Source organism: Pseudomonas sp. PF05, from assembly GCF_056521845.1.
In genome coordinates this window covers 1-12,171 of record NZ_JBWLPW010000032.1, presented here as the reverse complement: position 1 = coordinate 12,171, position 12,171 = coordinate 1, and the positions used below count along the sequence as shown (strand labels likewise).

At 63.0% G+C, this 12,171-nt stretch carries 6 protein-coding genes; 2 read left to right on the top strand and 4 right to left on the bottom strand.

Annotation, left to right across the window (positions count from 1 at the left end; all coding sequences use genetic code 11):
* Nucleotides 1–155: 155 nt before the first annotated feature.
* From AC09SL_RS28755 to AC09SL_RS28740, 4 genes are all read right to left on the bottom strand, one after another.
* Nucleotides 156–1,481: a sigma-54-dependent transcriptional regulator gene (locus AC09SL_RS28755; RefSeq protein ID WP_058546054.1), complete on the bottom strand. Its 1,326-nt coding sequence runs from the start codon at nucleotides 1,479–1,481 to the stop codon at nucleotides 156–158.
* Nucleotides 1,474–3,240, bottom strand: a complete 1,767-nt coding sequence (locus AC09SL_RS28750) for a sensor histidine kinase (protein WP_058546053.1) — start codon at nucleotides 3,238–3,240, stop codon at nucleotides 1,474–1,476. The genes AC09SL_RS28755 and AC09SL_RS28750 overlap by 8 nt, the downstream gene beginning before the upstream one ends.
* A 178-nt stretch (nucleotides 3,241–3,418) precedes the next feature.
* Complete coding sequence (locus AC09SL_RS28745) at nucleotides 3,419–7,837, bottom strand: SpvB/TcaC N-terminal domain-containing protein (RefSeq protein WP_058546052.1); 4,419 nt, start codon at nucleotides 7,835–7,837, stop codon at nucleotides 3,419–3,421.
* A 188-nt stretch (nucleotides 7,838–8,025) separates the two neighbouring features.
* Complete coding sequence (locus AC09SL_RS28740) at nucleotides 8,026–9,549, bottom strand: fumarate hydratase (RefSeq protein WP_058546051.1); 1,524 nt, start codon at nucleotides 9,547–9,549, stop codon at nucleotides 8,026–8,028.
* Nucleotides 9,550–10,006: 457 nt separating this feature from the next.
* Between AC09SL_RS28740 and AC09SL_RS28735 the strand changes: the two genes are divergently transcribed.
* The gene (locus AC09SL_RS28735; RefSeq protein ID WP_058546070.1) at nucleotides 10,007–11,113 is read left to right on the top strand and encodes a GGDEF domain-containing protein; all 1,107 of its coding nucleotides are present in this window, start codon (nucleotides 10,007–10,009) and stop codon (nucleotides 11,111–11,113) included.
* Nucleotides 11,106–12,041 carry an iron-sulfur-binding ferredoxin reductase gene (locus AC09SL_RS28730; protein WP_064107029.1) on the top strand — a complete coding sequence of 312 codons (936 nt, stop codon included), beginning with the start codon at nucleotides 11,106–11,108 and terminating at the stop codon, nucleotides 12,039–12,041. The genes AC09SL_RS28735 and AC09SL_RS28730 overlap by 8 nt, the downstream gene beginning before the upstream one ends.
* The last annotated feature ends 130 nt before the right edge of the window (nucleotides 12,042–12,171 follow it).

Below are 12,171 nucleotides of genomic sequence, written 5' to 3'. Positions count from 1 at the left end.
TGGGGGTGTGGGCGGGAATCCGCTTATGCAGGGGGCGGCTGTACCGGCGCCATCGCGAGCAAGCTCGCTCCCACAGGGGCATGTGTACGCCGGACAAAATGGTGAGCGAGCCTGCTCGTGAAGAGGGTTGATTGGGCCTCCCAAAACCTGCGCCCCTACAAGAACATCTCCCGGTTCAACCCATGCCGCTGCATCTTTTCATTGAAGGTGCGGCGTGGCAGTTGCAGTTCTTCGAGCACCGCTTTCACATCGCCTTTGTGCCGGGTCAGGGCGGCGCGCAGGCATTGGGCTTCGAAGGCTTCCTGCTGGGCCGCGAGGGATTGGCCCGGCTCGGTCTCCAGGACGGGCAGTTGATCGAGCCCCAACACCTGGCGTTCGGCGACGTTGGCCAGTTCCCGTACGTTGCCCGGCCAGTCGTGGCTGAGCAGATGGCTCAATTGCGGGCCGCTCAGGGGCGCGGCGCGGCGGCCCAGGCGTTCGGCGGCGCTGTGGGTGAAGTGCTCGAACAGCAAGGGAATGTCCTCGCGCCGTTCACGCAGCGGCGGCAGGCGCAGTTCGGCGATGTTCAGGCGATAGGCCAGGTCTTCGCGAAAACGCCCGGCCCGGGCTTCGTCCAGCAGGTCGGGCTTGGTGGCGGCGATGATGCGCAGGTCCACATGGATGCTCTGGTTGGAACCCAGGCGTTCGAGCTTCTGCTCCTGCAACACCCGCAGCAACTTGACCTGCTGGGCCAGGGGCATGCTCTCGATTTCGTCGAGAAACAGCGTGCCCCCGTCGGCGTATTCGAGCTTGCCGATGCGCTTGCCCTGGGCGCCGGTGAAGGCGCCGCTTTCATGGCCGAATAGCTCGGCCTCGAACAGCGGTTCGGGAATGGCCGCGCAGTTCAATGCGACAAAGGGTTTGCTCGCCCTGGGGCCGAAGTCGTGCAGGCAACGGGCGACCAGTTCCTTGCCGCTGCCGGTTTCGCCGCGGATCAACACGTTGACCGGCAGTGCCGCCAGGTCCAGCACCTGGCGCCGCAGGTTTTGCAACGCACGGGAAACCCCCAGCAGCGTCCCGTCGAGGCGGGACCGGGCGTCGGCCTGTTCATGCAGGCGACGGTTCTCCAGGACCAGGGTGCGCTTGTCCAGGGCCCGACGCAGGCTGCCGAGCAAGGCTTCGGGGCTGAAGGGTTTTTCCAGGAAGTCGTAGGCGCCGTCGCGCATGGCCTCCACGGCCATGGGCACGTCACCGTGGCCGGTCAACAGAATTACCGGCAGGTCGGGATCGCGGCGGCGCACTTCGGCCAACAGCTCCAGGCCGCTGAGGCCGGGCATGCGCACATCGCTGAGGATCACTCCGGGGAAATGCTCCGGCAACCGCGCCAGGCATTCGTCGGCGCGGCTGAACAACTGCACCTGGAATCCCGACAGGCTCAACCATTGTTCGACGGCACTGCGAATGCTGCCTTCGTCGTCAACGACCATGACTGAATCAAGCATGCAGTTGCGTCTCCTGATCGATGGGCAAGGTCACGCAGAATACCGCGCCGTTCTCGTGGTTGTCCGCCGTCAGCCGTCCACCGGATTCATGGATGATTGCAAACGAAACCGCCAGCCCCAGACCCAGGCCGTCGCCCACCGCCTTGGTGGTGAAGAACGGATCGAAGACCTGGGCCAGGTGTTCCTCGGCGATGCCGGTGCCGCTGTCGCTGACGGTCAGGCGCCACAATTGCTCATCGGCCTCCAGGCGCACCTCCAGGCGCTTGATGGGTTGGCCGGCCATGGCGTCGAGGGCATTGCGCAGCAGGTTGATCAACACCTGTTCGAGGCGAATCGCATCGCCGCGTACCCAGGCTGGTCGAGTCAGGTACAGCACGGTACTGATCTGTTCGTCGCGCAGACGCGTGTCCAACAGTTGCAGCGCCTGGTCCACCACCGCCGCCAGGTCCAGGCGCTCGCGCAGGCCGCTGGGGCTTTTGCGGGCAAAGGTCTTCAGGTGGCCGGTGAGGGCGGCCATGCGGGTCAGCATGTCGTCCACCGGTTTGAGGGCCTTGTAGGCGTCATCGACCCGACCGTGATCGAGCAGCAAGCGCAGGGTCGCCAGTTGCATGCGCTGGGCGGTCAAGGGCTGGTTGATTTCATGGGCCAAGGCCGCCGACATCTGTCCCAATGCCGCCAACTTGGCCGATTGCACCAGCCCGTCCTGGGCGGTGCGCAGATCCCGGGTACGTTCTTCGACCAACCGTTCAAGCTCTTCGCGGCTGCGCTGGCGCAACCTTGCCAGGCGCCAGCGCTGGTTGAGAAACAGCAGCAGGAACACCAGCGTCAGCCATAACCCGGCGGCGGCGAGCCCGGCGTTGCGCAGGTCTTCGAAGGCGATCTGCGGACGGCGCAGCAAGTGCAGCGTCCAGCCTTCGGCGGTCAGTGGCAAGGATTTCCACAGGTAGTCCGTCGAGCCATCGGGCGTCTCGACCCGGGCCAGATGGCTATTGTCGTCAAAGTGTCGCAGGGGCTCATGGGCCAGCGGTTGCAACGGTTGTTTGTCGTATTGACGGGTGGCCTTGAGTTCGGCTCGGTCGCTGTCGCTCAGCGGCTGCAAGTGGCGATAACGCCAGCCCGGGCGGTTGGCGATGAAGATGATGCCCCGCGCATCGCTGACCAATAGCGTGTCGCTGCCCTGGCGCCATTCGCGCTCCAACTCCGGAAACTCCAGCTTTACCACCATCGCGCCGAGGAATTCACCGTTGTCGTCGGTCACCGCGCTGGACAAAAAATAGCCCGGGATGCCGCTGGTCACGCCCACCGCATAGAACCGCCCGGTACCAAGGGTACGGGTCTGGAGGAAATAAGGGCGGAAACCATAGTTGTGCCCGACATAGCTGCTGGGCAACTGCCAGTTGCTCGCGGCGACCGCCAGGCCGGTGTGGTCGAGCAACTCCAATGTCGAGGATTGCGCGGCGCCGTTGATCTTTTCCAGCTTGCGGTTCAAGGCATCCTGTTGCGCCGGGTTGACCGGGCCCTTGAGGGCGTCGCGTAGCTGCGGGTCCAGCGCCAGCACGGCGGGCAGGGCGCGATAGCGTTCGATCAGGGTGTGCAACGAGTTGGCATACAGTGCCAGTTGCTGGCTTGCGCGGCGGGCGTCCTCCTCCAGGGCCACGCGTTCGGCATGGCGCACGGCCAGGGCGGCGGCGAGGGCGGCGCCGGCAAGAATCAGCAGGATGTACAACGACAGGCGCAAAGGACGTGGCATTGCGGGCATGTGATGGTTTCAAGGGCTGGACAGGGACGGGCACGATAGCATGTCACTGTCGGCCGTGATGTTCCCCAGCGTCGAGTACCATTGATCACTGTCTAGAGGCTTTGGCTTGCGTCAGCAAAAAAACGGATTGTCAGTGGTTCGGCTCCCTTTGTACAAAGCCAGTTTTTTTGTCCACGCGTCAATTCCCCGGATCGGTATCGTTGTAATCGTGATCGCACTGGTACCACGGATGGTAGACATGCCAGGCTTCGTGTCCCTTGGCATTGATGACCTTGACCAACCGCCCGGGCGGATCGTAGAACTGCCTGTCGTGATAACCGTGTTCGCGCAACGAGGCGTCGTTGATGTAGCGCCAGGCATCGGCGAAATAAGGACGATAGACCCGCGTCACCAAGCCTTTGTTGTTGTACTCGACCCGTTCGCTGACGCGCCAGCGTGAGTTGGCCTCGTGCTGGATGGGACGCCCCTGGTCGTCCAGTAACAGCGAGCCGTCTTCGGCCACGGCGTAGGCTTTTCCCGCCTCGACCCGTTGCTTGCTTTGCAAGGCACGGCCAAAACCGTCGACGGCGCTGAGGGTGATGCGGATCTGGCGCAATGGATCATTCGGATAACGATCGGCGCTCAGCACGACGCTGTGAGCCGGCTCCCGGGCCATCGCCTGGATCAAAGTCCAGAGCAGTTCCTCGCCGGCGGTACGGGTTTTGAGTCGGGCCAGGCGAACCCGCGCCGACGCACGGATGTGGCCGCTGGGCAGCACATAACGGGCGCTGATCCACTCGTCGCGCTGCGTCGCCAGCACCAGCGCCAGGTCAAGCGTGCCCATCCAACTCATGTCTTCTATCCGCACGGCGCTGGCCATGTTGCCCAGGGTGGCCTCGGGGTTGGCAATGGCATGGGCTGGAGACAGATCGTCGGGAGGCTCATAAGTGTCGATGGCATCGAAGCCTGCCGGAGCGCCATTCTCGGTGCCGTGAAAGGTGATGCCCAAGGGCACCGCGGCCGAGCCATAAAGCGCTTCCTGGACGTTGTCGTTGGCGTCGACGATTTTTCGCGGCAGCAGCCAGTGATAGTCATATTCGATGCGGGTCGCACACCCGTCCGGTAGCGTGACGGCGGTGGGCATCAAGTGATAGGTGTCGTATTCGGTCGTGGTAACGCCATGGCTCTGGGTTTCCTGCAAGGCGCTTATATGGAAAAAACCATCGAGCGGCAGGTAGGTGGCGAAACCGACTTTCTTGGACCACAGGTCCTGGGCGTCGTCCTTGCCCGGGTCTTCGGGCAGGAACAGCTTCATGGGTTCGAAGCCAATCGTCTCCAATTGCTGGCGGATGTCGAAGGGGGCTGGCACGGCGTCGTAGGCGTCCAGCGCCTGCTTGTCGAACTCGGCCACTTCCAACGGACCGCGCAAGGCTTGGAACAGGATATTGTCCGAGTCGTCACGCAGGTAGCTTTGTTCTTCCAGGGCGATCAGCACCCGGGCGTTCGTCCAGGGATCCGAGTCTTGGTGCTCCAGGAAACGTTCATAACTGATTTGTTGTGGGGTCAACCCCAGGGGGAGCTCGCCTTTGGGGAGTGTCAGGCCGTTGGTCCGAGCGCGCCAGGGCAGGCCGAGCTGTATGCGTTGTCCTGCTTCGTCATGCAAGTCCACTGGCTCGGCCCGGCTTTCGACGAGTTGGAACACTTGCTGCTGATCGTCATGGGCATCACGCCACCACGTGTTCTCGTCTTCGTCTTCGAAGGGGGGATCATCATCAGCGCTCAGGCGCCGGGCGTAATGAACCACGAAGCTGTGCACCGGCTGGCCGTGGTGGTTCCAGCCAAGCGTGATGGCGTGCTGGGCCTGTGGATCGCTGATGAAGCCGTCGTATTGATGACTCACTGTTTCCAGCGCCAGGACCAGCAGGCTCTTGTGATGATCATGGGGATGGCGCAGCAGATAACGTTGGCGGGCGACCGTGTACGGCCTGTTCGGAGTGTTCGAGTCGACGGGATGGGTCTCGGTGCGCAGTACATGGCCGCCCAGGGCGTAGGCCATTTCCCGTGCGGTATCAGGGTCCGGTGTGATGATGTCGTCGGCCTTGTCCCGTCGATGGAACCGGGCCAGCAGCGTGGGGCCGAGCGGCGGCGCATCGGTATCGTCTTCGAAACAGTCCGTGAGGGGTTGGTCGACGCTGCTGCCGGTGTGAAACCAGGTCTTGACCAGCACCGGCGCGGTGAGTCCATCGTCCACCTCGTCCAAGGGCCTTTCACTGTCGAGCTGATACAACCGACCGAAGCCTCTGAACTCGCGGTGATAGCTGTCGTAGTACCCTTCGAAATAGGTGAAACGCTGGGTCAGGCAGTTGCCGGTAATCTCGTCCAATTGTTGTTGACGCGCCACCAGCGGCAAGGCCATGGGCAGATAGCAGGCCAGCGATGCGCCCGTTGCCTGGCGTTGTTTTTTTTCATCCAGCCAGAATTGTGCGCTGCTGCGGTAGGCCAAGGTGCTGCGGCAACCCATGTTGTTGTTCGTGGCGCTGAGAACGTAGGGGCGTGTGGCGACGAAGTCGTAGCGCCAATGCCGGGGTTTCATATCGGGCAGGTGGTGGGGCACGCTCAGGATCAGGCTGTTGCAACCCAGCCCTTGCAGATCAGCCAGGGTGACCTGGCAGAGACGGTCGTAGCGTATGCCTTCGGGCCATGGCACCTGGACGGGTGTCTGCTCCAGACCGTTGCCGCCGCGATTGAAGTAAATCTCGAAACAGTCGCTCTTGAGGTAGATCAACGCCGGTGCGCCGGACCCGTCCAGATCCGCGATCCGTACCTGTTCGGCATTGAACTCGGCATACGTGAAGGGAAGAGCGCTCATGACCAAGCCTTCGCCGAAACGTCCGTGGCCCAGGTTCGGCCAGCATTTGATTTCATTGAAGCGGATACGGCACAGCTCGGTGCTGTCGCTGCCCAGCATATTGCCGAAGAGCACCAGTTCACTGCGCACATCGCTGAACAACGGCAAGTCGCTGTCCGGCTCATGGGGTACGTCCACGCCCAGGGCGAACCCTTCCTCGCGAAGGTTGGCGTACAGCCGAACGCTTTTGGGGCCGATCATGGCCAGCGAGTGCAGGCCATCGCCGGCCAGGTCGGCCAGTTGCGCGGCGGGGTGCAGGAACTCCGTGGGGAAGCGCTTGAAGTCAATGAAAGTCGACCAACTGCGATCTGGGTTCAGCGTATAAAAGCCGTTGGTGCCGGGCTGGGCGATGATCCAATTGAGGCGACCGCTGCCGGTCAGGTCGGTCAGTACCTGCGCCACCGCTTGGTTGTCGGCGGCAATCGGGATGCTTGGCAGCAGTGTCCAAGGGCCGTAACCGATTTCGTCGTTGTCATCGGCCGCGCTGCGTTCGGGCTCGCGGTAATACCAGCCATTGGTATAGCGACATAAAAAACCCGGAACGCCTTCGCCGTACAGATCTACGCACTGGTAGTGCCGGCCGTCCTCCAGGGCGGGCATGGTCTCCAGGGCGAAAAAAGCCTCGGGTTCGAGGTTGGGCTCAAAATCGGTGTATTGAAGCTCCACCGGAGGGGCGTATTCGACCCGACCCTCGGCACCCCAGTCCTGGTAGTGGGCAGCCGTCAACAGGCTGTAGCCCAGCGTCGTGGGGGTGTACTCCAGCACCAGTCGTCGCACCAGCGCCGGTTCGGCGTCGGCGGGGAAACGGTGGAACATCAATACCTGATGGCACAGGCGCCGCGTGCCGATCTCGAAGCCGTGTCGGTAGAGGTGGAACGGGTCGCTGCGCAGTAACCAGGCGTTCTCGTCGAGGGGCGTCCAGGCGGGTTGTTCCTCAAGATCGAGGGAGCGCTGTCCGTAATCCAGGAGCAGATGAAAGTGCCAGGCCAGGTTCGCCGGGTCTTCTTCCTCGAAGCAATACAAGGTGTCGCTGGCCGTGGCATTGCCGTAGCAGACCCGGCGCAAGTAACGTTGGGCGCGGTAGTCGTGGGGGCCTTCGGACTCTGCGGGATCGACCGTGTATTGATAGTAGATGTGCTCGCCCAGCGGGCTGACTTCTTCCAATAGCAGCCATTCGCCGATGCGCGACGGGACCTGCGGATCCGCAATGCGCGACGCTTCGCTTTTGCCGTAGCAATACACGTGGCCATTGCTGCCCTGTACGCGCCAGAACGGATGGCTATTGATGGACGTCCAGAGTTCGTAGATATCAAAGGCGCTCTCGATCCTGGGGTAATAGCGCACCACCGCGAAAGTGCGCCCGCCCATTTTTCGGCTGGTTTGCCCCTCGAGGTCAGGCCAGCGGTCCACCCCGTCGGGGCCCACCATCACGTCGTCTCTGTCGTAACGCGGTACGCCTTTGCTGGTTTTACGAGTGATGCTGGGGATCGGCAAATGCATGCCGATGCCGAAGATGTCATTGGTGCTCTGGCTGTTGTATTGCAAGGCCAGGGCAGGCGTCAGGTGACGGGCGCCCGACACGGGCAGCGGTAACTCAAAGGAGGCCGCGCCCCGTGTGCCTACCGTGCCGAAGCTGTTGCCGAAGGTGGCAATGGAGGCGCCGCCGGCGATGGTTGGTGTGACGATCTGGAGGGGCGATTGCTCTGCCATGGACGGTTCATCCCTTGATCAGCGCCAGGGGCAATCCCCAGCCAGGCTGAGCATGCCAAGAGACATCAAGGGTGTAACCTGTCAGATCTGACAGGTCATCAGGTGTGCCGATAAATGGCGTCATCTGCGCAAAAAAGGGCCGGTGGGCTTGATACCCACCGGCCTTTTCCAGAACGCTTGCGTGCGTGTTACTGCACTTCCACCGCCAGGCTTTCGCTGATTTTCTTCTGCCAGATCGCCGGACCGGTGATGTGCACCGACTCGCCTTTGCTGTCCACGGCGACAGTCACCGGCATGTCCTTGACCTCGAACTCATAGATCGCTTCCATCCCCAGTTCGGCGAACGCCAGGACCTTGGATTTCTTGATCGCCTGGGCCACCAGGTAAGCGGCGCCGCCGACGGCCATGAGGTAGACCGCCTTGTTGTCCTTGATCGCTTCGATGGCGGTCGGGCCGCGCTCGGATTTGCCGATCATGCCCAACAGGCCGGTCTGCTCGAGGATCTGGCGAGTGAACTTGTCCATCCGCGTGGCGGTGGTCGGGCCGGCCGGGCCGACGACTTCGTCGCCTACCGGGTCGACCGGGCCGACGTAGTAGATGAAGCGGCCCTTGAGGTCCACCGGCAAGGTTTCACCCTTGTTCAGCATCTCGACCATGCGCTTGTGCGCGGCATCGCGACCGGTGAGCATCTTGCCGTTGAGCAGCACGGTTTCGCCCGGTTTCCAGCTCTGCACGTCTTCCGGGGTCAGGGTGTCCAGGTTGACGCGACGGGCCGACGGGCCGGCTTCCCAGACGATTTCCGGGTAGGCGTCCAACGGTGGCGCTTCCAGCGACGCCGGGCCGCTGCCGTCCAGCACGAAGTGGGCGTGACGAGTGGCGGCGCAGTTGGGGATCATGCACACCGGCAGGGAGGCGGCATGGGTCGGGTAGTCCATGATCTTCACGTCGAGCACGGTGGTCAGGCCACCCAGGCCCTGGGCGCCGATGCCCAGTTGGTTGACCTTCTCGAACAGCTCCAGGCGCATTTCTTCGATGCGGTTCTGCGGGCCGCGGGCCTTGAGCTCGTGGATGTCGATGGATTCCATCAACACTTCCTTGGCCATCACCGCGGCTTTCTCGGCGGTGCCGCCGATGCCGATACCCAGCATGCCCGGTGGGCACCAGCCGGCGCCCATGGTCGGAACGGTTTTCAGCACCCAGTCGACGATGGAGTCGGACGGGTTGAGCATGGCCATCTTCGACTTGTTCTCGGAGCCGCCGCCCTTGGCCGCCACATCCACTTCCACGGTGTTGCCCGGGACGATGGAGTAGTGGATGACCGCCGGAGTGTTGTCCTTGGTGTTTTTACGTGCGCCTGCCGGGTCGGCGAGGATGGAGGCACGCAGGACGTTTTCCGGCAGGTTGTAGGCGCGACGCACGCCCTCGTTGATCATGTCGTCCAGGCTCATGGTCGCGCCATCCCAACGCACGTCCATGCCCACGCGCACGAACACGGTCACGATGCCGGTGTCCTGGCAGATCGGCCGATGGCCGGTGGCGCACATGCGCGAGTTGATCAGGATCTGCGCCATGGAGTCACGGGCCGCCGGCGATTCTTCGCGCAGGTAGGCCTCGTGCATCGCCTGGATGAAATCCACGGGGTGGTAGTAGGAAATGAACTGCAAAGCGTCGGCAACGCTCTGAATCAGGTCATCTTGCTTGATCACGGTCATGAGTCGCGCTCCTCTCTAAAGACGGGAACATTCAATAAGGTGCCGGCCGCTTGGGTGCATCGGTCGACGGGCGGCACCTCTATAAGGCACGCCGGGCATGCTGGCGCGACGCTAAAAAGGCGCGGCAGTATATCGCAGGCTAGCCCCCTGTGGGAGCAAGGCTTTGTGGGAGCAAGGCTTGCCCGCGATTAAGGCGCCTCGATTCCCTGGGAGACCGCGTTATCTTCATCGCGGGCAAGCCTTGCTCCCACAGAAGCTTTGCTCCCACAGCCCAACAGAGCGGTGCACAGGTGACGTGTCAGGCACCAAACCACTGCGTCAATCTAGGCCATTGCTTTGACGCCATTTTTCTGCTCCAGAATTGAATGGTCATTTGTCCTACACGCCACTAAAGTGGCGTCTGGCCTGTAGCGTAGGACGCCTCCTGTCAGTTTCCTTTCCCATGGTGAGTCAACGATTGACCCATAACGCCATTCAACGTCTTTTGCTGAAACGCTTCGCTTTAGCGGCCGCGACGTACGCGCTGGCACTGGTTTTGTTGTGGCTGGCATTTTTCAGTGGTCATTACCTCGATTCGTTGCGCGGTGCCATCATCGGCAGCGTGTTGGTGGTGCTGTGCCAGGCCGGGCTGTTCGCGCTGTTTATCACCGACCGCAACCTGCGCTTCGCCGACCCCAGCCTCACCGAAGTGCAGGTGTTGATCGGCCTGGGTTGGCAGACCTGGATGATGGCGCACCTGGACCAGGCCCGGGGCGTGTTCCTGGTGTTTTATGTATTGATCCTGCTGTTCGGGCTGTTTCACCTGTCACGCCGGGCCTTCGTGCGCTGTGCGACGCTGGTGTTCATCAGCTTCACCGCTATTACCCTGTGGGACGGTTACTTCTTCAGGCTTCCCGACCCTACCTTGGCCGGGTTGCAGGTGGCCGTGTTGTTTCTCGTGCTGGTGTGGCTGGTGTTTTACGCCCGCTACGTCCAGATATCACGCCAACGCATGCGCCAGCGGCGGTTTGCCCTGCAGGCGCACCAGGACACCTTGCGCGGGATGATGCGCCAGCTCGAAGACCTGGTGGCTACCGATGAGCTGACCGGGCTGTTCAATCGCCGGCACTTCCTGCGCCTGGCTTCGCGCGAACTCAACACCCTCAGGCCCGGCATCGCCCATGGCCTGGCCCTGATTGATCTCGACCATTTCAAACGCATCAACGACCTGCACGGCCACGCTGCTGGCGACCAGGTGCTGCAGGCATTTGCCGCGGTCGCCACGGCGTGCCTGCGCGAGGGCGATGTATTGGCCCGTTATGGCGGCGAGGAATTCGTCATGCTGCTGCCCGCCTGCGACCCCCAGCGCCTGACGGCCTGCTGCGAGCGGCTGCGGCTGGCGTTCACTGAGGTCGAGCTGATCGGTCTGCAGGTCGGCGCCCTCAGCTTGTCGGCGGGCCTGACGATGCTGGAAATGGGCGATGACCTGGACAACGCGTTGCAGCGTGCCGACCAGGCCCTGTACCGTGCCAAGCGAGACGGCCGCAATCGGTGCGCCGCCGCCTGGGAGAACGTCGATGCCTGAACTGACAGTCGCCGGTCGGCAATGGACGGTGGCGGCAGGCAGTAACCTGCTGGACGCCTTGAACAGCGCCGGCGTGGCGGTACCCTACAGTTGTCGCGCTGGCAGTTGCCATGCGTGCCTGGTGCAGTGCGTGGAGGGCGATGTGCGCGACAGCCGTCCCGACGCCCTGAGCCCGGTACAACGCGACCAGGGCTGGCGGCTGGCCTGCCAATGCCAGGTGGTCGAGGATGTGCAGATCCACACCTTCGACCCGCAACGCGACGGCCAGGCCGCCCACGTGGCGGCGGTGGATTGGCTCGGTGGCCAGGTGCTGCGCCTGCGCGTCACCCCCGAGCGGCCGCTGCGTTATCAGGCCGGGCAGCACCTGGTGCTGTGGGCCGGCGACGTGGCCCGGCCATATTCCTTGGCGAGCCTGCCCGAGGAAGACCGTTTCCTGGAGTTCCACCTCGATTGCCGCGAGCCCGGCCAGTTCATTGATGCGGCCCGGCAGATGAAGGCCGGTGACTCGATCCGCCTGGGCGAACTGCGCGGCGGTGCCCTGCATTACGACCCCGACTGGCACGACAGGCCGCTGTGGTTGCTTGCGGCCGGCACTGGCCTGGCGCCGTTGTTTGGCTTGCTGCGCGAAGCTTTGCGCCAGCATCACCAAGGCGCGATTCGCCTTATTCACGTGGCCCCTGATGCAGCCGGCCATTACCTGGCCAAACCCCTGGCGGCGCTGGCGGCCAAGCATCACAACCTCAGCGTGGAACTGATGACCGCGGCCGAGGCGCCGTCCGCCTTGGCGCAACTGCGGCTTGTTTCCCGGCAAACCCAGGCCTTACTCTGCGGCCATCCCGACTGGGTCGAGGCCTTTGCCAAGCGCTTGTACCTGGCCGGCTTGCCGCGCAATCAACTGCTGGCCGACGTCTTCCTGCCCCGTGGGTGAGCGTTTCCAGACCAGGAACAGTTGCGCGAGGTGATTGAAGAAGAGGGCAGGCAGGTAGCCGCGTTGTCGGGGTTTATCAACAGGCATTGGGTTTGCAGCGCCTGGACTGGCCCCATCGCGAGCAAGCTTT

Bases quoted from the DNA above. Each gene is read 5' to 3' on its own strand.
- AC09SL_RS28755 (WP_058546054.1), bottom strand. From the start codon at position 1,481: ATGCTTGATTCAGTCATGGTCGTTGACGACGAAGGCAGCATTCGCAGT.
- AC09SL_RS28750 (WP_058546053.1), bottom strand. From the start codon at position 3,240: ATGCCCGCAATGCCACGTCCTTTGCGCCTGTCGTTGTACATCCTGCTG.
- AC09SL_RS28745 (WP_058546052.1), bottom strand. From the start codon at position 7,837: ATGGCAGAGCAATCGCCCCTCCAGATCGTCACACCAACCATCGCCGGC.
- AC09SL_RS28740 (WP_058546051.1), bottom strand. From the start codon at position 9,549: ATGACCGTGATCAAGCAAGATGACCTGATTCAGAGCGTTGCCGACGCT.
- AC09SL_RS28730 (WP_064107029.1), top strand. From the start codon at position 11,106: ATGCCTGAACTGACAGTCGCCGGTCGGCAATGGACGGTGGCGGCAGGC.